Raw genomic sequence first — 23,893 nt, forward strand, 5'->3', positions numbered from 1 at the left:
CAGTTGCTATTCATTGCTTTTGATGTCCGCAAAGCGGAAACGCTACAATTACCGAGATGGTCGAGATTGCTTCATTCCACTCCGTTCCACTCGCAATGACTTGTTATAGCTGACTTAGCACACTCTATTAAAGAGTTGCCCAAGCTTTCGCCACCAGTTCCGCCACTTGCGTCACCGGCCCCGCTAACGTCGCAACACCCGCTAACCCTTTCTTCAGCGCCTCTACCGTTTGGTCAATAATACTCTTATCCGGTTTTGGCTTGTGTAGCTCCTCTTCCAGCATCTGCACCGTAACCTCAACCTGTTTCTTCTCCACCAGGTTCAGCACCTCACTGACCGAAATCCCTTGTTTTAGGTTGGCAATGGCTTCGAGTGCCGCTTGCAGATCCGAGTTTTCCACCGATGCTTGAGTGGTACTCTGGTCAATCTTGGCATCTCTACCCGCTTGAGTGACCGCCACTTTATTACCACTACCGCTACTGGTCATACTACCAATGGATTGGGATACTGGGGGCTGCTGAGAATCAGAATTTGCCATGCTGGGAAGCCTCTTGAAAAACATCTTATATCTCTTTTATATTCCAGTAGCAGGTAGGGTGGCCAGGAATGGCACTGGAATTTAGATCGTATTGTTGCTTTTTCCTGCTCGCCCTAGGATATTCGAGAAGATCGCGATATTGCGTCCCTGCCCTGGGAATGACAAAATTAAGGGTGAATATCCATGCGCTGAAGTAACCGATGACCATGAGTACCCTGTCTGGAGATCTGCAAACCCCCAAAAAATAAACTTTTAATCCTATGATTAAATCCCCCTATCCCCCCATCTCCCTATCCTCCCATCCCCTTTTCAGGTCAACGAATCATGAAGCTTCAACGCCACTCAAATCAACACTGGATAGATTTACAAGCTGCCACAGAATTAGGGGTGGGTGGTGAAGCGAAGGTCTATGGACTGAGCGAAGATCAGACTCTGGTGGCTAAGGTTTACCATAAGCTGAAACCGGAATATGGCCCTAAATTAGCGGCTATGGTGGAAAATCCGCCTAATAATCCTACTGCGAGTCAAAATCATCTTTCTTTTGCTTGGCCGGAGGATTTGCTTTTAAATCAGAAGCAAGAGGTGGTGGGTTTTTTGATGCCGCGCATTAGTGGAATGCGACCGATTATTGATTTGTATAATCCCAAAACTCGCCGCACTCAATGGCCTTGGTTTGAATATTCTCGGTTGCATCGAACGGCGCGAAATTTGGCAGGCGCTCTGAAGAGTTTGCATGAGCGGGGATATGTGATTGGGGATGTGAATGAGTCGAATATTTTGGTGACGGAAACGACTTTAATTACCCTAGTGGATATGGATTCCATTCAGGTGAAACATCCACAAACCAAAGAAGTTTATCGTTGTCCGGTGGGTAAGCCAGAATTTACGCCTCCAGAGCTACAAGGGCAATCCTTTGGCAATTTGAATCGGACTCCGGAACAGGATTGTTTTGGGTTAGCGGTGTTGATTTTTCAGTTGCTGATGGAGGGAACCCATCCCTTTGCGGGGGTGTATAAAATGCCGGGCGATCCTCCGGCGATCGCCCAACGGATTGCTGAGGGGTATTTTCCCCATGGGATGCGATCGGTTCCCCTCACGCCTATGCCCGTATCTCCCCCGTTCACAATGTTATATCCGAAACTACAAGTTTTGTTTCGGCGCTGTTTTGAGGAGGGGTTTGATAATCCCCATGTGCGCCCAGATGCCAAGATGTGGCAGTTGGCCCTCCAGGAAGCAGAACGGGATTTAATAACTTGTAGCAAAAATGATCAGCATCACTATGGGAGTCATTTGGATCGCTGTCCGTGGTGCGATCGCACGCAACGGTTAAAGGGGCGCGATCCCTTTCCCTCTCAAAGCGCTGTCAAACGGGGGCTGCACCTGAAACCGGTCAACCGTAAGAAGATTCCCATTCAACCCGCTCCTACCCATCAGTGGACGGGATATCGAGCATTACCAGCACCTTCACCGGCTCCAGGATGGTCGAATTTTACGCCCTTACCGCCCTCAACTCCGGGGTATCCCCAGAGGACAACAGGCAGCCCCATTCCCGTGATGCAAGCCTCTTGGCGCGATCGACGACAACCCTCTCTGCATCCCCTATTAGCGGGAGTGTTTGTTTTAAGTTTGGCGGTGGCTGGGGTTTGGTATGGCAATCAAACCAGTATCGGGGAAATCCGGTTTCGTTCCCCCCAGAAAACGGAACTCAATCAAGGGAATGTGCAGATTGAGTTAGCTCATACGATTGATTCCCAGAAAGAACCCATTAACGCGATCGCCATGAGTCCCAATGGTCAGGTTTTAGCGACTAATGGCATGGATGGTACAGTTAAACTGTGGGAATTACCCAGTGGAAATCCGAGCCAAACCCTACAAGCTCATCGAGATCAACGTGGCTCTTATGCCGTCAGTGCGATCGCCCTGAGTCCTGATGGTAAACTCTTGGCCAGTGCCAGTCGTAGCGATGATGGCTTGAAGATTTGGGATCTCGGTAATAGCAAACAGTGGGAGATTGAACCCCAAGAAGGATTGCAAGGGGTTGTGACCTTAGCAATGAGTAATCAGTATAAAATTTTAGCTACTGGGAGTCGCGATCGCACGGTCAAGTTATGGGACTTATATAATGGCTTTCGTCGCCTTACCTTTTCCTGGGAAACCGGATGGGTAAATCGTTTGGCCCTCAGTCCCGATCAAAAAACCTTAATTGCAGGTACAGATACGGGGAATTTATATCAAGTGAATTTAGTCAATCTCCAGGATAAGATGTTGCCTAAAATCACAAACACGGCGGTGGGAGCCTTGGTCTTTATGCGCGATAATCAACGGTTTATCGTCGGTCAAGGTAGCCAAATTTTCATCCGCGATCTGGCTTCGGGAGCTGTACAAGTCACCCTGCTGCATCCGGGGGAAGTGAGAGCCTTAGCGGTGAGTCCCGATGGTAAAATTTTAGCCAGTAGTGGAGGCGATCGCACCATTCAAATCTGGAATCTAGACACCCAAGAGGCGATCGGCTTACTCCGAGATCATAATGGTGAAGTTTTATCCCTAGCCTTTAGTCCCCAAGGGGATCTATTAGTCAGTGGGGGAGCTGATGGCAATATTAAGATCTGGGAAGTCAGTTCAATCAATAATCAGTAGATAAAATGTAAATAGCTGTACCTTGAGCAGTGAAGCAAGGTTAGGGGATAGACAACAGATGAGTTGGGTTTCCTTATCTGATATGACAATAAAAGACGCTAGGGGCAAACTGTCGTTCACCCCTACTGTCTTTTGTGTTGATTTATTCAGGATTTGGGTGTAAGCGGCGTTGGGTTGATGACATTAATGCTCGATTAATCGGAAAACCGGGAACGGGCATTACTTGATATTTTCGTTCCTCTTCCAGTTGTTTGAGTTCGGTATAATCAACCCAGTGGATACAGTCTACGGGACAGGTATCGATCGCCTCTTGAATCAGCTCTTCGGGGTCTCCGTCTTGCCGAATCACCCGCGATCGCCCATACTCGTCTTCAATATAAAACGTATTTCGGGCCACATGGGCGCAATGCTTGCACCCAATACAGGTTACCTCATCCACATAAACCCCTTTCTGGCGCAGAACTCCCCCCAATTCCGGTTCAAATCCTGTCCGTTCCGGTTCATCCCGCCATGTACCGCCTAATTCAGGCTCTAGTCCACTGCGTTCTAAACTCTGATCCTCAGTTGAAAGGGGATAAAAATCATCCATTACGCACTCCAACGTTGCAGCACTAAGCGAATCGAACCATCGTCATTTTTTTGCTGTTCTGCCACTTGAAACCCTTGCTTGGCTGTTTCTTGCACCACCGTATGATAGGCGTAGCGCTGAGTAATTTGATTAATAAAACCTTGTACGGAAAGATTCTGCTGCCAGAACTGCATATCAGAAACCAACTGATAAGATTGGCCATTCCAGCTAAAGCCGATATCATAGCCATTCTCTTGTTCAATAACCACTTCCGCATCATGGGTTTGCCCTTGATATCCGCGCACCGGGCTAGGGCCAGATTTCCAATCAATCTCTAACTCACTTAAAGCGGTTTTCAGAGCCTCTAAATTGCGAATTTGAGTTTTAATTTGACTAAAGTGTGACATGGCAGGTTGTTGGGTGTAAAAATACAAAATACAGTGGACAAAATCGTTACCACTGGCTAAATGTAGCCTGATTGGTTGTAACGTTCTCTTCCTGTTGCACTTGGGCAAAATACTCAGCAGTTGGTTCGACTTTGAGAACATGACCGAGTTGAGCTTCAATGGCTGCGGTCACTTCCGCACAAGACGATCCAACAATGCCCGTTACTTTTTCCATTACCCGACCATCCGGGTAAATGATGAACTCTAGGGTTTCCATGTGAGTCTGTCTCTGATAAACAAAGCCTATGGTTCTTGCTTAAACGCATGAACGAAGCTTTTACTGCATCATAACGACGCAAATCGTAACAAAAATTATGACACACCTGAAGTGTATCCTCAATTATTTGTCAGTTTGACGCAACTTTCCCCAAGCGTCAAGAAACTGAAGGCATAAGCTTTTCAGCCCTTGTCGCTCAAAATCCCAATCGTTACCATTAGCAATAGTTTCTCATTAGGGAAGCCGCACCCACCATGGTTGATAATAAAGGATGAGTTTTTGCAAAAATCCGTGTAATTTTATGATGAACAAGCAAAATATTGGGGTGATGCCTGTTGGTGTGTTGGGCTTTGGCGGTTTGGGACAAGCGGCAGCTAAGGTGTTGGCTCCGAAAGGGGAAATGCGGTTAACGGCAGTAGCTGACCATAAGGGCTATGCTTACAACCCAGAGGGATTAGATGGGGATATTTGCGCTCAAGTGTATCGAGAGTCCCATACGGTGGGATATCTAGAGCCATGGGGAACTCTGAGCGATCATAGCATTGCGGACTTAATCCAACAGGCTTCTGCTGTAGAGGGCTATTTTCTAGCGCTTCCCAATCTCCCCAATACGTTTATGGCGGATGTGGCTCGGCAATTTATCGCCTCTGGTTGGCAAGGGGTGCTGGTGGATGCGCTTAAGCGTACCAGTGCTGTAGAACAACTGCTAGAGCTACAAGAGGAGCTGCAAAAGGCTGGAATTACCTACATGACGGGATGTGGAGCAACTCCTGGTTTGCTGACTGCGGCTGCGGCTTTGGCTGCCCAAAGTTATGCTGAAGTTCACTCGTGTAAAATTACGTTTGGGGTGGGTATTGCCAACTGGGAGGCTTATCGCGCCACGATTCGCGAAGATATTGCCCATATGCCTGGCTATGATGTGGAGAAAGCTAGAGCGATGACGGATGCTGAGGTGGAGGCGCTGCTGGATAAGACTAACGGTATTCTAGCGTTAGAAAATATGGAACATGCTGATGATATTATGCTGGAATTGGCTGGAATCTGCGATCGCTCCTGTGTTTCTGTCGGCGGTGTTGTCGATACCCGCAACCCCAAAAAACCCCTCAGCACCAACGTCCAAATCACCGGACGCACCTTTGAAGGCAAAATCTCCACCCATACCTTCACTCTAGGGGATGAAACCAGCATGGCCGCGAATGTTTGCGGCCCAGCCTTTGGTTATCTCAAAGCTGGAATTTCCTTACACCGTCGCGGTATTCACGGACTGTTCACGGCGGCTGAAGTGATGCCCCAATTTGTCCGCTAGATGAGAATTGTGTCTCTACCCGATACAAGGGTAGAGCCTAAGATTGCTCTACTCGATCCATGTTATCCATTAGACAATGGGTAAGGTGGGCAGTGCCCACCCTACTTGATACCCCTCTTTTTCACAAAGTGACAGAAGAGGGGTAAGCCTAATTTGATTGTAAGAGCAGGTTATTCTTGCTCACTTGAACGTTTTGGGGGAGTTGCCATTGAATATAGCGCAGGCGATCGCCTCCGGGTAGGGGAATCTCTTGTATTTGAAGATTTGCGGGTGAATTCGCTAAGATTTTAGAATCAAATAGCACTAAAGTGTTAACTCTCGGATCGAGGAAAGCCAAATCTTCAGTCAAGATCATGCTTAAATCCGCAGAGAAATAGTCCCGAAAATAATAGGAGACTAACCGTGCATATTGACCACTGGAGAGAACTGTAGTGCTGGAGGGGGGAAAGGTTTGCTCAATGACTTCTAGTCGCTGTTGCACAAATCGATCGTAGTCCTGGAGACTTGTCCAGGTGCGCCATTGGGTCGGCCCCCAGATGAAGAGTAAACTATTACAGAGGATAAAGCTGACCACCCAGAGTTTTAGGGTTTGGGGCGATCGCCAACGGTTTTGTTCTACATACCCATTCAGCACTAAGGCTGCCAGTAAAATCACAACCGGCATAACGGTATAACTATGGCCTTGGCGTTGGAAGTGGACAAAGGTGAGATAGAAGACGCTGGGAAAGCACCAGAGCAGAATCGCTTGGGTGCGCCAGTCGCGGATGGGGAGGGGAGGCAGTCGGAAGCGACGAGCGGTAACCCAACCCAGTAAGGGTATCGTAACAAACCCTAGGGTCATCACTAGGGTATAGAGCCATAACCGTAGATTAGAGATGATTTCTTGTATACTGTCACTATCTTCAAGATGGCGGTCTAACCAGGTTTGAATGGCGATCGCATAGGCATCTAAACCGCCAGAGAGAATTAAGAGAGGAATTCCCCAAAGCAAAACCCCGATCGCCCCCATACCCAAGGCTAAGATGATCTCTGTTGCTCCATAGCGTTTCTCGCGCCAGGCTAACCCTGTAGCTACACTCCAGAGGGGAAAGAGGAAAATGGGAGTATTGGGACGGATACCCCCAGATAATCCTAAGAGGAGCGCCGAAAGCAACAGAGCGCGATGATTCCCATTTCGGGTATGATGACAGGCGATCGCAATCAGAGTTACCCAAGCGAGTTCTAGGGTGTAGGATAATCCCACTTCGCTGTAAAACCAAATCAGGGGACTCGATAGCATCAGTAACGCTGCGATCCAGCCCACTGTGCGATTAAACCAGAGGTTGCCTAAAACATAAATGGCACAGGTGGCGATCGCCATGGCGATAATATTCACCATCACCAAACTTTGATTGGCATCCTTGAACCAAAGGTTTAATAAACGAGCCGATAAAATCAGGACGATAAATGTACCCGGAGCATGGGGTTGATGGCGTTCGAGATCGAACTCCTCCATCGCCCAAGCAAAATTAACGCTATCGTGTTCGTAGAGGATTTGACTTTGGAAGGGTAACCGGGTGGCGATCGCCACAAGGAATAGCACTACTAAGGGCCAACGGGTTGGCAAAAAACGAGCCATAGGATTTTCGAGCAAGGCAGAAGATCGGGTATTATCCTATCTTCTCATCGGCTTGCTGACAAAGCATGAACGAGAGTTAGACTTTCTGGAAAATATAGGGCCCCAACATTGCACCCCAGAGAGATTGGCCGGTTTCGGGATCGACTCCGCGATCGTAACTTTTAAAGCGATCGGAACTCACCTCAAAACCCAGTACCACTTGTCGCGTTTTGCCCTCATATTCAAAGGTACAAATCGCATCAGTAGGAGGTTTAGCGATAAAGGTTTGCTCCTGCTGAGTAACATTGAGGGTGCAACCGGGTAAGGGAATTAAATCGGATGGGGACAACCGACTGAGTTGAGTCGGGTTACTTCCTGCTCCCCGAAACCGTCCCGGATCTTTGAACTGTCGATATTCTACTTGCCATTCTTGGGGCGATGGGGTAGGATGCAACACCATCACCCGTTGGCGATAGGGTTGACTTAGGTTAACTTTGGGTGCTTGTTCGGCAAATAAGGCAAAACACCCCTCAACTAAAAAGGGTAAGGGTTGATGCCATACTTTTAAATGGACATACCAAGCGGGTTGATCTAAGGCTTGTTCCCGATTTTCCCATGTGCCGGATAACTGATCCGCCAATTGACTTAAAGACATTGTGCCTGTTGAGTGAGTTCTCTTCTGGCTATTTTAACCTTCAGCAAACCAGTCTTCATCGATCGCCTGGGACAAGCTGATTTGGGCATTTTCGGGTAAGTCAAAGAGCTTAGAGACGGATTTGAGCGCCACTGAATAGGCTTTATCGTACATCAGGGGGAGCTGCGATCGCAAACTCGGACTATCTTCGAGACGAGCTTCAATTTGCGCCCGAAAATTGACGATTTCTGCTGACCAATGATGGCCACAGCGCTCTTTTTCTGCTTGCCAATATTTCAGTTTGAGTAAATGCTCTAAAAGCCGCGTGAGTAAACTGATGACCGCTCGTTTATCATTTTTGCCCATACTTTCGAGTTCTTCAATCAAGTTATCCCAATCAATTTGATCGAAATCTCGATTTCGCAAAGCTTCTACTGTTTCTTGTAGCCATTGATGATAATCTCGATCGTACAAGCTAGAAATCATAGTTGAGTTTCCCCCTATCGATCCAAACCATTGGTTATGCCCAAACTCGATCAAATTATTGTCATTGATATTGAAGCCACTTGTTGGCGCAAACAACCCCCTCCAGGTCAGGAACATGAAATTATTGAAGTGGGAATTGCCACTCTAGATTTAAAGTTATGCCAACCCTTAGAAAAGGAAAGTCTTTTAGTTAAGCCAGAAGTTTCAACCGTCAGCGAGTTCTGTACTCAGTTGACGACTTTAACTCAAGAACAAGTGGATGGCGGTATGAGTTTTAAGCAAGCGTGCGATCGCCTCCGCAAACAGTATGGCACGGCTAACCGAGTTTGGGCTAGTTATGGCAATTATGACCGCACTCAGTTTGAGAGGCAATGCCAAGCCCGTCAAGTCCCCTATCCTTTTAGCACTCGACATATTAATATTAAAACTTGGTTGGCCATTGCCTACGGTTTACCGAAAGAAGTGGGGATGGCACAAGCTTTAGAATTGCTCAATCTGCCTCTGATGGGAACTCACCATCGAGGGGTAGATGATGCCTGGAATATTGCCCATATTCTCGCCCATTTGATCCAAGGATATCGAAATGACGATCGCTGATTTAGTGAAATCCTTTGATCTCATCTGTCCTCAGTGCGATCGCCTTTATCCCCTATTCTGGGACAAGGTTCAGCATCTGCGCGATTATGCCACACCCCCCAGACTGCTGCTCAATGAAGCTGAACCCGTATCGTTTCTGGCAGGGTTTTTCGCTGCGGTTTCCACCCAAACCCCAGTGTTTTTGGGTAACCCCCAGTGGAAAACCTCAGAATGGCAACAAGTTTGGCAACAGGTGCAACCCCAACTCATTTGGGGAAAGGTTCCCTGTTCATCGGTAGAAGCACCGCCCCCTCCTCCCTTTCCTGGTAGGGTAATGATTGCTACGGGGGGATCGTCGGGAAAGATACGCTTTGCCATGCATACCTGGGAAACACTGGGCGCTTCAGTTGCAGGGTTTTCCAGCTATTTTAACGGTGCAGAATGCAGGATTTTTGATCCCCCTAAATCCCCCTTAAAAAGGGGGACTGATGAAGTCGTTTGCGATCCCCCTAAATCCCCCTTTTTAAGGGGGACTGATGAATCTGATGCTATTCACTGCTGTTGCACCCTTCCCCTCTATCATGTCAGTGGACTGATGCAAGTGATGCGAACCTTGCTCACTGGGGGAACTCTCGCCCTTTTGCCTTATGCATCTCTCACCGGTTCCCTGCCCTTTGATCCGCAATATTACTTTCTTTCCCTGGTTCCCACCCAACTCAAGCGCTTGTTATCCCAGTCTTGTGCTAATTTGTCTCAATTTCGGGCGGTGTTGTTGGGGGGTGCGCCTGCTTGGCCGGCATTGCTGCAAGAGGCAAAAGCGGCTAAAATCCCTGTGGCACTGACCTATGGGATGACGGAAACGGCATCGCAAGTGGCGACGCTGAAACCCGATCGCTTTTTTGCGGGGAATATCACTTGCGGGCAATGTTTACCCCATGCTCAGATTACCATTCAGGATGACTGGGGAAATCCCTTATCGGTGATGCAACCGGGGCGAGTGGCGATCGCCTCTTCCTCCCTCGCTTTAGGTTATTTTCCCCATTCTTTTCCCGGCGATCGCCCCTTCTTGACGGATGATATTGGTTATTTTGATCACCAAAATGATCTGTATATCCTCGGTCGCCACAGTCAGACGATCATCACCGGCGGCGAAAAAGTCTTTCCCCAGGAAATCGAAGCTGCAATTCTGGCCACACAACAGGTAAAGGATGTAGCCGTAATCGGCATTCCCGATCCAGACTGGGGCGAACGGGTTGTAGCGGTGTATGTGCCCAAGAATAATAGCGTAACTTTAGAGACTTTAGAAGAGACTCTAAAAGAGGCGATCGCCCCCCATCTGAGCCGTTACAAGCACCCCAAAACCTGGCTTGCAGTCGAGCAACTGCCCCGCTCTCGCCAAGGCAAACTCAATCCAGCCACCTTACGCGACCTTATACTGAGTAATGAGTAATGAGTAATGAGTAAATCAAGTCCGGTTAAAGGGTGAAGAAGCGGGCAAGATGCCCGCACTCCTCTAATCCCTTGATATTACTGGAGTGGGAGCGTCTCGCTCCCTAAATTTTGAATTAACTATTCATTATTCATGGACAGGCGCTTGAGAATACTCTTGGGTATAAACTTGCTGCCACAAATACTTCACATAAGACTTCGTAGCAGGAAGCAATTGCCCCTGAGTTGCTAAATCCGTCGCCGTGCGGTCTAAAATCCGTAAATCTATCGGACTAAGCCGTTTCCGTCGGCTGCTTGAAGATAGAAGCCAAACCAGCTTGTACATCGTGCTAGGATCTCTGGTCAAATTTGGATTTGACCAAGCCAACGCCAAGGTACTCTGGGAATCGCGATCCGATAATCTCTCGGTCTGATCCCAGTATCCTCGATCGCGGAGTTGCTGGTAAAACGATTGTTCAATTGTCATAGGGCAATTCCCTTCTAGCAATCCCCTGTGGCAACCTGACCAGGGGCATGTATGGATAATCTTAACAATTTATTAATATTTTAGCAACGAATCTACACGAATCTAGCCAGCATTTCTCTAGTATGCGAGACGCTCGCACTCCTGATAGATACTCACTGGACGACTTGAGACTAAAAAATAGAAATAATGGCCCCTGAACAGTATAACTAAGTAGTGGCTCTGATATTTTTCGCCCCTACTGCTTGTGCCTAGGGCAAAGCGCTGTATTTATTCTTACTGTATGCCAAAATGGATTTACTGCGATCGCTCCCCATTGGTCTTTATCTCGAAAACCCTACCACCTGGTTACATCGGCTCGATCCTAGAGTCAAACTGATTTGGTTAATCAGTTTTCTGGCGATCCCCGTCCTGGCAAGTACCCCCTTTCGTCTGATCCTGGTGGGTTGCCTGATTGCTATTACCCTCACCACATCTATCCCCTTGCGGGTACTCAAACAACAACTGGGATGGTTGTTGATGCTCGGAAGTCTGATCGTCTTAATTACTATTGTGGCTCCGGATGGGTTAACGGTGGTTCATCAACCTAGGTTACCGGCGATCGAGGATACTTTAGCGCAACCGACATCCTATCGCTATACCCTACTCACCCTTAATCTGGGATTTAGTCAGTTAACGATTACCCGGTTATCTCTGGATCTGGGTTTACGTTTAGGTAGTTTGATTTTTACCGTAATTTATAGTACGGGTCTTTTCCTGCTCACCACTGCGCCCGAAGAAGTGACAGCCGCCCTAGAAGCTTGGATGTCTCCCCTGAAACGGTGGGGAGTCCCGGTAACAGAAATCACTCTAACTCTAACCCTCTCCCTGCGGTTTATTGCTCTAGTGCTGGAAGAGGTGCAAAATTTAATTCGCTCCATTAATACCCGCGCCATTAACTGGAAGAAGTTGGGCTTAAAGCGCTCTTCGCAAGTCTGGTTACTGGTGGTGGAGCGACTGCTCGAAAATTTGCTGCTTAGAGCGGCTCAAATTTCCAGCGCTATGGATGTGCGAGGCTTTACCCAACCCCATGAGCATAAGGTGGAATGGTATCAGTTTCAGTGGCGGCTCTGGGATGGAGTGGCTCTGCTCAGTTTAGGGGGGTTATGGTTAGCTCGTTTGATTTGGGGGCAAATGAGTTGAGGTTGAAGGTCAAACCTGAAAAAAAGATTAATTTATTTGAACTCAGATTCAGTTCGAGAAAACATCTACATCAAGTGACCATCTTTTGGTAGAGTAAAGTAGACTTGCACAAGACAATAGACTATGGAATTTGAAAACCTATCAAAGTCCATAGGCATTGAGTCACCCATGGAATCTAGAACGGTTCGCAAGGGCAGGATTCATTTGAGGTGAAACGGATTGAGGCAGTCATTATTGGGTCAAGTCAGTCTGCTTCATTTCATATCCTGTTCCCAGGATGCCAAAAATTTCCTCTCCTTTTGTTCAAAGTGAACAGTTTGAGCCGTTATCCCCCATTTTTTCACCCCAGTGTTAATGTGAATGTCTGGCGAAACTTATCTGAGTCATCCTACATTTGGTTTATTGTTTAGGGTTTGTGTGATTGAAGATCGTAAAGAACTCTTCACTACGTTATATGCCCAACGGTTGTTTTTTGTTGTGATCGCTAGTCCAGAAGGACTCAAGTTTGAGTCGGTAACACGAGGAGAAGCTCGGATCATGTTAGAAAATCGCCTGCGATCGCTGCGGCGGGAAGGTAAGCTTTCCCTGTATGATGAGTTAATGGCGGTTCATAAGCGAACGTTCCAATGACTGATTTAGAGAACTCGATGGCAGATCGGATCGATCGGATTCGCTCAACACTTCCCGATCGCGTGCGTCTGATCGCAGTAAGTAAAACGGTTTCGAGCGATCGCATTCGGGAAGCGTATGCTGCCGGAATTCGAGATTTTGGCGAAAGTCGTATCCCAGAGAGTCTCCACAAGCAAGAAGAACTGAAGGACTTAACCGATATTACCTGGCACTTCATCGGCCATTTACAAAGTAATAAGGCGAAAAAGGCGATCGCCAGTTTTGGCTGGATTCATTCAGTAGACTCCCTAAAACTCGCCCAACAGCTCAATGAATTAGCCCAAAGCTTAGAGACAAAACCGAAAATTTGTCTGCAAGTGAAAATCGCCCCCGATCCCCAGAAATTTGGTTGGAGTGTTCCAGAACTGCTCCATGACTTGCCGATTCTGGATCGCTGCGATCGCTTGGATATTCAAGGACTAATGTCTATTGCGCCCTTGGGACTAAATTCAGAAGAGACTTATGAACTTTTCCGACAAACCGCAGAATTAGCTGATAAAATTAAACAACAAGATTGGTCAAATCTTCAAATGCGCCACCTATCCATGGGCATGTCAGCAGATTATCCCCTGGCGATCCAAGCAGGAGCCACCCTGATCCGTCTGGGAACCACCCTCTTTGGGCAACGACATCCCTAAAAGATCTCAAGATCCGCAAAATAGTGATTCGCCGGTAAAAGCCATTGTCAGTATTCCCTCATCTTCATGAACAGCCCCTTAAAACTTGAGTGCCCTATAGTTGCTCAGACTCCAGATAGAAGAAGCCTGACATTAGTGACAATGGACAATCCCATCTACTCCGGAAAGCGCTCCCTCTGCGATCGCCAAGGCTACGGAAACCAGCTCGCTGGAGCCATCAATTTACAATTGATGCAAGAAAATGGAAGCTTTCTTGCTAGACTGCATGGTGGGTAATTAGAAGATCTCAGTACCAGGATAAGGAGGTTCTATCAACGATGAATTTATTTTCCAAACTCAGAGACTTTGTAGGTCTGAATGAGCCTGTATATGATTACGGGTATGATGATGAGTTAGATGCTCAAGAGTATCAGAACATCTACAAAGAAGACAATCCCCAACCCGAAGTAGAGGAAGTACCTCAACCCAGAAGACGGTTGCGGGAACGCCCAGAAATGGGTATCGATCCACAAACACCAGGAGCAGCAGCACCGATGAACAATGTGATTGGGATGCCTGGAGCAGCCAATTCTATGTCCGAAGTGGTGGTTATGGAACCCCGCTCATTTGAAGAAATGCCCCAAGCGATCCAAGCTTTGCGGGAAAGAAAATCAGTGGTCTTGAATTTAACTATGATGGACCCCGATCAGGCTCAACGGGCTGTAGATTTTGTCGCTGGGGGAACCTACGCGATCGATGGTCACCAAGAACGAATTGGTGAGAGTATTTTCCTCTTCACACCCAGTTGTGTGAGTGTGAAAACTCAAATTGGTGGCAGTCAAAATCCCCAGTCTCAAGTCCGTCCCGTGCGTCCTCCATCCTCCCCTTCTGCGAATTGGACAGATAACCCAGCTCAAATGGCTTAGGAGTCAGAGGCAAGGACAACTAAATGAGTTAGGTTGGGGGCAAGCATTCGTGCAATATACCTAAACCTACTCTTTTTCTTTTTTAAAAGGGAACAGGGAATTAAGTATTATGGTGCAACTGGGTATAATTGGGGGCGGGGTAATGGCAGAGGCGATTTTATCCCGGATACTAGCGGAAAAGATTTATAGTCCCAATCAGGTACGGGTGAGTGAACCGAGGTCGGAGCGCCGTCAGGAGTTGGTCGATCGCTATGGTGTTCAAGTGACAGATAATAACCGGGAGGTGGCAGAAGCAACGGAGATGGTACTGTTAGCCATTAAACCCCAAGTGTTTGCTCAAATCGCTACGGAGTTGTCCGGGGTGAAAATGCCTTTGCTGGTGTCGATCTTAGCGGGAGTGCCCATCAGTAAGCTCGAAGCAGCCTTTCCCGATCGCAGCATCATTCGCGTTATGCCCAATGCTCCGGCTACTGTAGGCGCGGGGATGAGTGCGATCGCCCCCAACTCCCATACCACTGCCGATCGGTTAGCCCAGGCTAAAACTCTCTTATCCGCCGTGGGACAGGTCGTAGAAGTGCCCGAAAGCCTGATGGATGCCGTAACTGGGGTTTCAGGTTCCGGCCCAGCCTTTGTAGCCTTAACCATCGAGGCCTTATCTGATGGTGGGGTAGCGGCTGGACTGCCGAGGGCGATCGCCACCCAACTTGCACTGCAAACCGTTCTGGGGACAGCACAAATGATCCAAGAAACCGGTTTACACCCTGGAGAACTCAAAGATCGGGTCACCAGTCCCGGAGGAACCACGATCGCCGGAGTCCGGCAACTCGAATTAGGCGGGTTGCGATCGGCCCTGATCGAAGCCGTTTTAGCCGCCTACGAGCGATCCCAAGAATTGGGACGAGGTAATTAATCATCATAGGGAGCGGGACGCTCCCACTCCAGTAATATTAAGGGATTAGAGGAGTGCGGGCCTCTTGCCCGCTTCTTCACCCATTATATCAAGTCCGATTGTTCATGTCCGCGAAGCGGAAATACCCTAATTCAAAACTTAGGGAGCGGGACGCTCCCACTCCAGCAATATCAAGGGATTAGAGGAGTGCGGGCAAGATGCCCGCACTCCTTAAGCCTTTATCCGGACTTGATATTAATCAGAACTCCTTAAACTTACCAAGCCACTAGAACAAAGTATAAATAAACGGTGCAATCACCGAAGCTTGGCTAAGGATAATCAAAGCACCCACCATCACCAAACTAATAATCAACGGCAACAACCAATACTTTTTCCGCTCCCCTAAGAAAGCCCAAAGATCTTCAAAAAATTCCATATACAAAACTCCAGTTGATTACATTTAAAACTAACTAAAATGGGTATTCCAGACTCTTCGCCGGTCTAGGATGAGAAGGAATCCGATAGGTATCAACCGGTTTACGCCATTCCCGACGCATAGGGTCACTTCCAAACCGTGTCCGGAAAAAACCCATTGGTGTGATGATGACATAAAAAATAATCCCCAAAATCAAGCGGGTATTAATCCAACCCATCACCAAACCAAAGCGAGCAAAAACTTGATAAAACGGGTCAAGAGTTTTAGGGGCAACTAACGCCCAAGCCCAGAACACCGCCAATACAATCCACGGCCAAAGCCCGCTATTATGACCGAGTAGAAACGGCCAAACAATCCCGAAAACCAAACCCACCATTACCCCAAACAGGAGACCAAATTGGCGGAGTTCTTTTGTACTGAGTTTTTTGATTGGATGCATAATGATTAATGATGATTTTTACTTGCTTTTTCTCAGGGGTTAAGATCCCCCTAAATCCCCCTTATTAAGGGGGACTTTTGTCTTTGCCCCCCTTTTTAAGGGGGGTTGGGGGGATCGAGATGTATCTCAAAAGCGCGGAAAGTGGTGTAAAACTCTCCCCATTCCCCCATTCCCCTATTCCCCCATTGGTTAGAGGAGAGGGAAACGGGAATCAAAAACCTAATCCAACTCAAACTCCGTCTTCCAAGACTCATCTTTCTCCCAAGCGGGTTGGTCAGTCTTAGCCAGCAAGAAGTTTTCCAGAACCAGATAATCCATCTCAGTCCGCATAAAGCAGCGATAGGCATCTTCCGGAGTACAAACAATCGGTTCTCCGCGCACATTAAACGACGTATTTACAATCAGTCCGCAACCAGTCAGCTTATCAAAATGACTAATTAAGCTGTGATAGCGGGGGTTCGTTTCCTTGTGAACCGTTTGAATACGAGCAGAATAGTCCACGTGAGTGATAGCGGGAATTTCTGACCGGGGAATATTGAGCTTTTCAATCCCAAAGAGTTGCTTTTGCTCCTCTGTCATCGGAATTCGCAAAGACTCCTTAACTGGAGCCACCATCAACATATAGGGACTAGGGCTATATTGCTCAAAATAGTCCGATACGCGCTCGGCCAGAACCGAAGGAGCAAAAGGACGGAAAGACTCCCGATACTTAATTTTCAGGTTCATCACCGATTGCATTTTCGGCGACCTGGGGTCACCAATAATGGAGCGTCCACCCAAGGCACGGGGGCCAAATTCCATCCGCCCTTGGAACCATCCCACCACATTGTCAGTAGCTAGAATTTCCGCCAACCGGGGCATGAGTTCGGCATCATCGAGGCGCACATAGGAGGCTTTCACCAAGTCCAGATAGTCCAGAATTTCCGCATCGGAGAATTTTGGCCCTAAGTACGACCCGCGCATTTGGTCTTGTACGGGAACAGCAATTTTTTCTGAGGTTAAGGTTCCCACTGTAGCAGTGGCGGTTTCTTTGGCACTGCTGACCATTACCGGTGTTTTCTCCGGTTTCACGGTGCGGGGCATACTGTGGTACTCGTACCAAGCAGACAGCGCAGCGCCTAATGCACCACCCGCATCCCCAGCGGCCGGTTGCACCCAAACTTCCTTAAAGCCAGATTCGCGCAAAATGCGACCATTGGCCACACAGTTGAGGGCAACCCCACCGGCTAAACAGAGGTTTTCCACTTGCAGTTCTGTTTTCACCGTATTGGCCAGACGGAGAACCACATCTTCGGTAACCCATTGGATGGAACTGGCGATATCCATTTCTCGCTGACTGATGGGGGTTTCCGGTTTCCGGGGAGGGCCGCCAAACAGGTCATCAAACTTGCTGTTGGTCATGGTGAGACCGGTGGCATAGTTGAAGTAATCCATGTTTAACCGGAATGTGCCATCTTCTTTGACATCAATCAGGTTGCTGAGGATAGTATCAATATATTTCGGTTCCCCATAGGGCGCGAGTCCCATGAGTTTGTATTCCCCAGAGTTGACTTTGAAGCCGGTGTAGTAGGTGAAGGCAGAATAGAGTAAACCCAAGGAGTGGGGGAAGTCAATTTGCCATTGGGGAATGAGCTGGTTTCCTTCTCCGAGCCAAGCGGTGGTGGTGGCCCATTCGCCGACCCCATCGAGACAGAGAACGGCAGCCCTTTCAAAGGGACTGGGGAAGAAGGCAGAGGCTGCGTGGGACTGGTGATGCTCGGTGAACATCAGTTTGGGCAGCTCGGTTTTCTTGCACTGGCCGATTTCTGAGAGTTCGGTTCTTAATACGGTTTTCAGATAGAGCTTTTCTTTTAACCAGACGGGCATGGCGGCCAGGAATGACCGGAACCCTCTGGGGGCATAGGCTAGGTAGGTTTCTAGGAGCCGCTCAAATTTGAGTAGGGGTTTGTCGTAGAAGACGATATGATCTAGGTCACAGATCGTGGTTTGGGCCATTTCCAGGCAATGGGCGATCGCATGTTTCGGAAACCGTGGATCGTGTTTTTTGCGCGAAAATCGCTCTTCTTGGGCTGCGGCTACGATTTCACCATCGCAGATGATCGCCGCCGCGCTATCGTGATAAAACGCTGAAATTCCTAGGATCTTCATATTAGTTCACCCCTACACCAGTTAATTTAAGCCAATTTTGGGATTTTTTTGGGATCATGAATAGAGATTGTAACTTAGGGTTTACTCTATAAGCACTGCGATCGCTTGTTTCTGGGAAGACGAACATGGGTTCGCTCCTATCTTGTCTGGGACTACCTTAATGATTACGATCGCTAGGCAGACCCTTCAGGTGTGTTTATTTTGTAAACTTTCTTAATGATTAAACCTACAAAACCTCTCAAAGTCAATAAAATCTCTCAAATTGCCCTTCTCTTGCTCTGCTGGATTGGCATTCCCTGGATTACCGTTGAGATAGCCATGATCCTACTCGATCCCGTTCTCTTCAAGGGTTTCTACCAGTATGACCCGGATATGGGATTTCGGGTGAGACCCAATATGTTAGGCTCCAACCGGTTTGGATTTAACGACCAAGACTATCCCCTCGAACGTATCCCTGGCACAGCCAGAATGGTCATTGTTGGCGATTCCTTCAACTGGGCGGGGGGTTTAGAGGGCAACTATACCGCATTACTCGAAAATCAGTTCGCTCAAACCCCAGATTTACCCCCCGTAGAAGTCATTAACGCGGGTTATCCCATGACCCATGCCGGGGAACAGTTAATCATGTTGGAAAAGTTCGGCTTGCAATATCAACCTGATTTAGTGGTTTTGGGGGTGTTTGTCGGCAATGATTTTATCGATGCTGACCCCTACCGCAAGCGCATTGTGGTCAATGATACTCAAATTGATATTGATAAGCGCAAGGAAATCCAGATCTTAGGCTATCCGATTATTTTTAAGTCTCGCCTCTGGATGTTTATTGAACAAAAATATAAGGTTTTTCGAGAAACAGCCACCCTTGAACAGCCAGCATGGGCTAACCCACCAGAGGAGCAGGGAACATTTACAGAAGAAACCTTCTTAAAAATTCAACGCGCTCGATTAGAGTTTTGTAACCTCAAGGCCCACGCAGAAGGGAAATATGATGATAGAATCGAATATCTGTTTGAGAGCATTGCCCAAATCAAGCAACTTTTGGCCGACCGCCAAATTGACTTTAAGGTAGCGATTTATCCCGATGAGTTTCAAGTGAACCAAGCCTTAACCGATCAACTGTTTGAAACCTATGACCTCAATCGAGAAGACTACGATTTAGAGTTGATGCAAAAGTTACTGATTGCGTTTCTGGATAGAGAAGGAATCCCCTATATTGATATGCTCGATCGCTTCCGTCAAGTTGGAGAAACCGAAACCTTATATTTGCTCAGAGATACCCATTGGAATCTCGCCGGTAATCAATTGGCATCAGATATTTTATATCAAAATCTATTAGACTATGTTAAAAATTAATAAAAAAGACCATAAAATCAAAGGGTCATCAAAACTCAATATTCGTAAATTCATCAATTGGGGATTTTTAGGGCTTCTGTGCATCGGTGTGCCTTTGCTAACGGCAGAATTGTTTATGATTGTAGCAGAACCCTATCTGTTTAAGGGCTTTTTTCAGTACGATCCAGACCTGGGATTTCGAGTGAATCCAGATACTCCTGGAACCAACGAATATGGGTTTAACGATCGCGACTACCCCCTAGAGAAAGCACCGGGGAATTACCGCATTGTGGTGATTGGAGATTCCTATAGCTGGGCAGGGAATTTAGACGGAAACTATACGGCAATCCTCGAAAAACAGTTTGAAGACTATTATGGAGCGCCTAAAGTCGAGGTGATTAATGTGGGGTTTCCCATGGCTGATCCACCCATGTATTTGGGGATGCTGAAAAAATATGGGCTAAAGTTTAGTCCCGATTTAGTCGTGTTGGGCTTTTTTGTGGGCAATGATTTACATACCCCGGTGAATCAAAAACGGATTGTTCTTAACGATACGTTTATTGATGTCGATCGCACCAAAGAGGTGAAGCTCTTCGGATATCCCTTAATCGGCAAATCGAGAGTTGGATTATTTTTACAGCAGCGCTACCGTATATTTCAGGAGCAACTGAAACTGCAACAAGCACAACAGCAAACTCAAGGGAAGTTTGAACTGATGGAAAGCGCGATCGCCCAAGACACTCCCGATCCTAATCCTAGTCCAGACCCTCCAGCTCTGTACTCAGAACAAACATTTTTAGAGATTGAACGGTGGAAACTAGAAATAAATAACATTCCTGACTATGAAGCGGGAAAATTTACCCCTCAGTTTGAATATTCCTTGCAAGCCGTGGTAGAAATGGCAGAAATCTTAAAAGCAAAAAATATTCCTTTTTTGGTCGCGATTTATCCTTCAGAATACCAAATCGATCAAACCCTTGCCAATAAGATTTTCACCGCCTATGAACTCAATCCTGAAGATTATGATTTAGAGCTGCCGCAAAAAGTAGTGATTGAGACTTTGGAAGCTCATGGTATTGACTATTTGGATATGTTAGAGCCATTTCAAGAAGCGGGAAAAGAACAAGTTTTGTATATTTTGCGCGATACCCATTGGAATTTAACGGGCAATCAATTGGCGGCGAATCTGTTATTTCAGAGGTTACAATCAATGAACAATTAACAATTAACAATTAACAATTAATATCAAATCCGGTTTCCGCAAGCGGACATGAAAATTGGTTAAGAAGCAGGCAAGATGCCTGCACTCCTCGAATTCTTTAATATGACTGGAGTGGGAGCATCTTGCTCCCTAAATTTTTAATTTCGGATTGCGTCCAACCTGAAGATCGTTAATTGAGATCGCGTCAGTAACAATTATTCATTTAGGTCATGGCTGGAGTCCGGTAAAATGAAGCCAGTCCATTAGGATTGCATTAACATTATTGCCATCTTTAAGATTCAAGGTGAGTATGGCCCATGAAGTTGGAATCCCACCCGTTTATTAGTTATTTTGAACCCGATCAAGTGGCTCAACTGTGCGATCTGGCGACTATTACCGAGTTTGAGCAACCGACTGTCATCTTTGAGGAAGGTGAAGTTCCCGATGGACTCTATCTGGTGTTAGCCGGTCAAGTGGAATTTAGCAAGATGATCGATACCGAGAAACACCAAACGATCGCCTTAGCCAAGGAAAATGATTTTTTTGGAGAATTTGGAGTCTTAGATGGCAAACCGAGGAGCGCCAGAGCAATGGCCGCTGAAGAAACAATATTAGCGAAAATTCCCCAAGATAAGCTGATGGAAATTTTACAACATAGCAAGGGAGAAGTGGTCTTAGCGGTCTTTCGCCATATTATCCACCATATTCGCATCACCACCACCCAATATGTGAATCAAATTGTGCATAAACAAAAAATGGTGTTGGTGGGGGAAATGGTGAATACGATTATTCATGATTTCAAAAGTCCTTTTAATGGGATTCAGCTCTCCAGCTCTATGCTCAAAGAGATGCATTCCGATGAAGACACTCAAGAATGGTGCGATCTGATTCAAGCACAAATTAGCCGCATGTTGGGCATGGCTGAAGAGGTTTTAGAGTTTTCTAAGGGCCATTCGACTCTCTATCGGCAACCGATGCAAGTCTCGGAGTTATTTAAGCAATTTGAAAAGCTCAATCGCGTTTACTTGCAGTCGGCCAACGTGGAGTGGGTGACGGAGATTGAACCGGTAGAAATATATGCCGATCTCAATAAGCTGTTGAGGGTGCTGCAAAATATTATTACCAATGCGGTAGAAGCGTTTGAAGGTAAGGGTGGGCGCATTGAAGTGAGAGCCAAAACTCAGGCGGAATGGGTACAGATCCAGATTCGGGATAATGGCCCAGGTATTCCGAAGTCGATTCAAGAACACTTCTTTGAGGCTTTTGTTACCCATGGGAAACGGGGGGGAACTGGACTGGGAACGGCGATCGCCAAATCCATTATCGATGCACACCAGGGCGAGATTAGCTTTGAATCTCAAGATGGACACGGCACAACCTTTACCATTCGTCTCCCTCGATAATCCACCAAGTCAGCTTCTCATAATGGTTCTAGTCGTTTTCCATAAAAAATTCTGATGAAAAAATATAGGGGGTGGGGGGTGACACCCCTCATTTGTATGCTATATTGAAGTTGATGCACCCTGATGGACGCCCACTCGTGGGGCGTTTTTTTATTTTAAAAGCGCTTTGCGCTGGTAATAGGTAATGGGTAATGGGTAATTGGAGAGCTTCGCTTATCCCCCCATCCCCCCATCCCCCCATCTCCCCATCCCCCCATCTCCCCATCCCCAGCCTTAACCCAAGTATTGAGCTACGGTTTGCACGTCTTTGTCACCGCGCCCGGAACAGTTGATAATGATGCGGGGACTGCCTTCGAGTTGGGGACAGAGGGTTTCTAAATAGGCGATCGCATGGGAGGTTTCTAGAGCGGGAATAATGCCCTCTAATTTCGAGAGTCGCTCAAAAGCCGCCACTGCCTCTTGATCGGTCACGCTGTAATATTCAGCCCGTTCCGTCTGCTTCAAATAGCTATGTTCCGGGCCCACTCCCGGATAATCTAAGCCCGCACTAATCGAATGAGCTTCAATCACCTGACCATCTTCATCTTGCAACAGATAGCTCATGGCTCCATGTAAAACGCCCACCTGGCCTTGGGTGAGGGTAGCCGCGTGCTTATGGGTATTCACCCCTTCTCCGGCAGCTTCCACACCAATCAGACGTACCGAACTCTCTTTGACAAACTCATAGAAGAGTCCCATGGCATTCGAGCCACCCCCCACACAAGCGAGGAGAATATCTGGCAGTCCGCCCCATTTTTCCCAAGCTTGGGAGCGGGTTTCTTCGCCGATAATGGTGTGAAAGTCGCGCACCATCATCGGATAAGGATGGGGCCCGGCAACGGAACCTAAGATATAGTGGGTGGTTTCCACGTTCGTTACCCAGTCGCGAATGGCTTCTGAGGTGGCATCTTTGAGGGTTCCGGTTCCCGCTTCCACAGGACGCACTTCAGCCCCCAACAGTCGCATCCGAAAGACATTCAGTTTTTGGCGCTCCATATCGTGAACGCCCATATAAATGACGCAGCTTAAACCAAACCGGGCGCAAACCGTGGCCGTGGCGACCCCATGTTGTCCGGCTCCGGTTTCGGCAATAATGCGCTGTTTACCCATGCGCTTGGCCAGGAGAACTTGAGCGAGGGCATTATTGATTTTATGAGCGCCCGTATGGTTGAGGTCTTCCCGTTTGAGATAGATTTGGGGCCCCGTGCCATCGGGTTTACGATAGTGTGCGGTGAGGCGTTCGGCGAAGTAGAGGGGACTGGGACGACCGACATAATCCCGGAGCAGGCCCTGTAGTTCGGCTTGGAATTCGGGGTCGTGGCGATAGCGATCGTAGGCTTGCTCTAGTTCGGCTAGGGCAGGCATGAGGGTTTCTGGTACGTATTTGCCGCCAAACTGACCAAACCGGCCGAGGCGATCGGGTACGGAGGCGATGGTTTGAGGAGGATTGATTGGAGTGGTAGTCACAGTGGTTCTAGATGATACGAATGGGACACCATCTCATTTTAAGCACCTGTGAGCGTCCCATCAATATGGGATGGGGGGATGGGGGGGATGCCCTCTCCCTATATCCCTCTCCCACGGGATTCTTGACTTTTTCCCCCTTCTCCCGCGGGAGAAGGGGGTAGGGGGATGAGGGGCGATCGCTACATAACTCATTTAGGTTTACTCTATAATGGAATTGGATTAATCTAGAAT

General features: G+C 47.6%; 25 protein-coding genes. 13 read left to right on the forward strand and 12 right to left on the reverse strand.

Annotated elements, in window-relative coordinates; all coding sequences use genetic code 11:
- Positions 1-127: 127 nt before the first annotated feature.
- Positions 128-538: a hypothetical protein gene (locus PMG71_RS01990; RefSeq protein WP_283751964.1), complete on the reverse strand. Its 411-nt coding sequence runs from the start codon at positions 536-538 to the stop codon at positions 128-130.
- 324 nt (positions 539-862) lie between these two features.
- Between PMG71_RS01990 and PMG71_RS01995 the strand changes: the two genes are divergently transcribed.
- The gene (locus PMG71_RS01995; protein ID WP_283751965.1) at positions 863-3,175 is read left to right on the forward strand and encodes a protein kinase domain-containing protein; all 2,313 of its coding nucleotides are present in this window, start codon (positions 863-865) and stop codon (positions 3,173-3,175) included.
- Between the two features lie 142 nt (positions 3,176-3,317).
- On the opposite strand, the gene PMG71_RS02000 is transcribed toward PMG71_RS01995, so the two are convergent.
- The 3 genes from PMG71_RS02000 to PMG71_RS02010 are packed head-to-tail and all read right to left on the reverse strand — an operon-like array spanning position 3,318 to position 4,406.
- A complete protein-coding gene (locus tag PMG71_RS02000; RefSeq protein ID WP_283751966.1) occupies positions 3,318-3,764 on the reverse strand; it encodes a ferredoxin in 447 nt (148 codons plus the stop codon).
- Positions 3,764-4,150, reverse strand: coding sequence for a DUF1257 domain-containing protein (locus tag PMG71_RS02005; RefSeq protein WP_283751967.1), 387 nt, complete (start codon positions 4,148-4,150; stop codon positions 3,764-3,766). Before PMG71_RS02005 ends, PMG71_RS02000 begins: the two co-directional genes overlap by 1 nt.
- Positions 4,151-4,196: 46 nt before the next feature.
- Positions 4,197-4,406, reverse strand: coding sequence for a DUF2997 domain-containing protein (locus PMG71_RS02010; RefSeq protein WP_283751968.1), 210 nt, complete (start codon positions 4,404-4,406; stop codon positions 4,197-4,199).
- 301 nt (positions 4,407-4,707) lie between these two features.
- Here PMG71_RS02010 and bioU point away from each other — a divergent pair, with 301 nt between their 5' ends.
- Complete coding sequence (gene bioU, locus PMG71_RS02015; protein WP_283751969.1) at positions 4,708-5,712, forward strand: (S)-8-amino-7-oxononanoate synthase BioU; 1,005 nt, start codon at positions 4,708-4,710, stop codon at positions 5,710-5,712.
- A gap of 148 nt (positions 5,713-5,860) precedes the next feature.
- Here bioU and PMG71_RS02020 read toward each other — a convergent pair whose 3' ends face one another.
- The 3 genes from PMG71_RS02020 to PMG71_RS02030 form a co-directional block, all read right to left on the reverse strand.
- Positions 5,861-7,330, reverse strand: coding sequence for a hypothetical protein (locus PMG71_RS02020; RefSeq protein WP_283751970.1), 1,470 nt, complete (start codon positions 7,328-7,330; stop codon positions 5,861-5,863).
- A 76-nt stretch (positions 7,331-7,406) separates the two neighbouring features.
- A complete protein-coding gene (locus tag PMG71_RS02025; RefSeq protein ID WP_283751971.1) occupies positions 7,407-7,964 on the reverse strand; it encodes a chromophore lyase CpcT/CpeT in 558 nt (185 codons plus the stop codon).
- A gap of 33 nt (positions 7,965-7,997) precedes the next feature.
- Entirely contained in the window at positions 7,998-8,429 is a 432-nt protein-coding gene (locus PMG71_RS02030; protein WP_283751972.1) for a DUF29 domain-containing protein, read from the reverse strand.
- Between the two features lie 36 nt (positions 8,430-8,465).
- Here PMG71_RS02030 and PMG71_RS02035 point away from each other — a divergent pair, with 36 nt between their 5' ends.
- Positions 8,466-9,026 (forward strand): 3'-5' exonuclease, encoded by a 561-nt coding sequence (locus PMG71_RS02035; RefSeq protein ID WP_283751973.1) that lies wholly within the window; start codon positions 8,466-8,468, stop codon positions 9,024-9,026.
- Positions 9,013-10,455, forward strand: coding sequence for an AMP-binding protein (locus PMG71_RS02040; protein WP_283751974.1), 1,443 nt, complete (start codon positions 9,013-9,015; stop codon positions 10,453-10,455). The genes PMG71_RS02035 and PMG71_RS02040 overlap by 14 nt, the downstream gene beginning before the upstream one ends.
- Positions 10,456-10,581: 126 nt before the next feature.
- On the opposite strand, the gene PMG71_RS02045 is transcribed toward PMG71_RS02040, so the two are convergent.
- The gene (locus tag PMG71_RS02045) at positions 10,582-10,920 is read right to left on the reverse strand and encodes a hypothetical protein (protein WP_283751975.1); all 339 of its coding nucleotides are present in this window, start codon (positions 10,918-10,920) and stop codon (positions 10,582-10,584) included.
- Positions 10,921-11,208: 288 nt separating this feature from the next.
- On the opposite strand from PMG71_RS02045, the gene PMG71_RS02050 reads away from it, so the two are divergent.
- The 6 genes from PMG71_RS02050 to proC all read left to right on the forward strand — a co-directional run bounded on the left by PMG71_RS02050 (position 11,209) and on the right by proC (position 15,221).
- Complete coding sequence (locus tag PMG71_RS02050) at positions 11,209-12,099, forward strand: energy-coupling factor transporter transmembrane component T family protein (RefSeq protein ID WP_283751976.1); 891 nt, start codon at positions 11,209-11,211, stop codon at positions 12,097-12,099.
- 360 nt (positions 12,100-12,459) lie between these two features.
- Positions 12,460-12,729, forward strand: coding sequence for a transcriptional coactivator PipX (gene pipX, locus PMG71_RS02055; protein WP_283751977.1), 270 nt, complete (start codon positions 12,460-12,462; stop codon positions 12,727-12,729).
- Complete coding sequence (locus tag PMG71_RS02060; protein WP_283751978.1) at positions 12,726-13,406, forward strand: YggS family pyridoxal phosphate-dependent enzyme; 681 nt, start codon at positions 12,726-12,728, stop codon at positions 13,404-13,406. The genes pipX and PMG71_RS02060 overlap by 4 nt, the downstream gene beginning before the upstream one ends.
- 141 nt (positions 13,407-13,547) lie before the next feature.
- Positions 13,548-13,682, forward strand: a complete 135-nt coding sequence (locus tag PMG71_RS02065; protein WP_283751979.1) for a hypothetical protein — start codon at positions 13,548-13,550, stop codon at positions 13,680-13,682.
- A 41-nt stretch (positions 13,683-13,723) separates the two neighbouring features.
- Positions 13,724-14,311, forward strand: coding sequence for a cell division protein SepF (locus tag PMG71_RS02070; RefSeq protein WP_283751980.1), 588 nt, complete (start codon positions 13,724-13,726; stop codon positions 14,309-14,311).
- A 106-nt stretch (positions 14,312-14,417) separates the two neighbouring features.
- The gene (gene proC, locus PMG71_RS02075) at positions 14,418-15,221 is read left to right on the forward strand and encodes a pyrroline-5-carboxylate reductase (RefSeq protein ID WP_347179178.1); all 804 of its coding nucleotides are present in this window, start codon (positions 14,418-14,420) and stop codon (positions 15,219-15,221) included.
- Between the two features lie 265 nt (positions 15,222-15,486).
- Here proC and PMG71_RS02080 read toward each other — a convergent pair whose 3' ends face one another.
- The 3 genes from PMG71_RS02080 to PMG71_RS02090 form a co-directional block, all read right to left on the reverse strand.
- A complete protein-coding gene (locus PMG71_RS02080; protein ID WP_271942356.1) occupies positions 15,487-15,636 on the reverse strand; it encodes a DUF5989 family protein in 150 nt (49 codons plus the stop codon).
- A 34-nt stretch (positions 15,637-15,670) separates the two neighbouring features.
- The gene (locus PMG71_RS02085; RefSeq protein WP_283751982.1) at positions 15,671-16,075 is read right to left on the reverse strand and encodes an SxtJ family membrane protein; all 405 of its coding nucleotides are present in this window, start codon (positions 16,073-16,075) and stop codon (positions 15,671-15,673) included.
- A gap of 219 nt (positions 16,076-16,294) precedes the next feature.
- On the reverse strand, positions 16,295-18,223 hold the full coding sequence (locus tag PMG71_RS02090) for a carbamoyltransferase family protein (protein WP_283751983.1): 1,929 nt from the start codon (positions 18,221-18,223) through the stop codon (positions 16,295-16,297).
- Positions 18,224-18,439: 216 nt separating this feature from the next.
- Here PMG71_RS02090 and PMG71_RS02095 point away from each other — a divergent pair, with 216 nt between their 5' ends.
- From PMG71_RS02095 to PMG71_RS02105, 3 genes are all read left to right on the forward strand, one after another.
- Positions 18,440-19,573, forward strand: a complete 1,134-nt coding sequence (locus PMG71_RS02095) for an alginate O-acetyltransferase AlgX-related protein (protein ID WP_283751984.1) — start codon at positions 18,440-18,442, stop codon at positions 19,571-19,573.
- Positions 19,560-20,774: an alginate O-acetyltransferase AlgX-related protein gene (locus tag PMG71_RS02100; protein ID WP_283751985.1), complete on the forward strand. Its 1,215-nt coding sequence runs from the start codon at positions 19,560-19,562 to the stop codon at positions 20,772-20,774. The genes PMG71_RS02095 and PMG71_RS02100 overlap by 14 nt, the downstream gene beginning before the upstream one ends.
- 296 nt (positions 20,775-21,070) lie before the next feature.
- Positions 21,071-22,156: an ATP-binding protein gene (locus tag PMG71_RS02105; RefSeq protein ID WP_283751986.1), complete on the forward strand. Its 1,086-nt coding sequence runs from the start codon at positions 21,071-21,073 to the stop codon at positions 22,154-22,156.
- A gap of 273 nt (positions 22,157-22,429) precedes the next feature.
- Here PMG71_RS02105 and trpB read toward each other — a convergent pair whose 3' ends face one another.
- On the reverse strand, positions 22,430-23,662 hold the full coding sequence (gene trpB, locus PMG71_RS02110) for a tryptophan synthase subunit beta (RefSeq protein ID WP_283751987.1): 1,233 nt from the start codon (positions 23,660-23,662) through the stop codon (positions 22,430-22,432).
- Between the last annotated feature and the right edge of the window lie 231 nt (positions 23,663-23,893).

Source organism: Roseofilum acuticapitatum BLCC-M154, from assembly GCF_030068475.1.
In the GTDB taxonomy this organism is placed as follows: domain Bacteria; phylum Cyanobacteriota; class Cyanobacteriia; order Cyanobacteriales; family Desertifilaceae; genus Roseofilum; species Roseofilum acuticapitatum.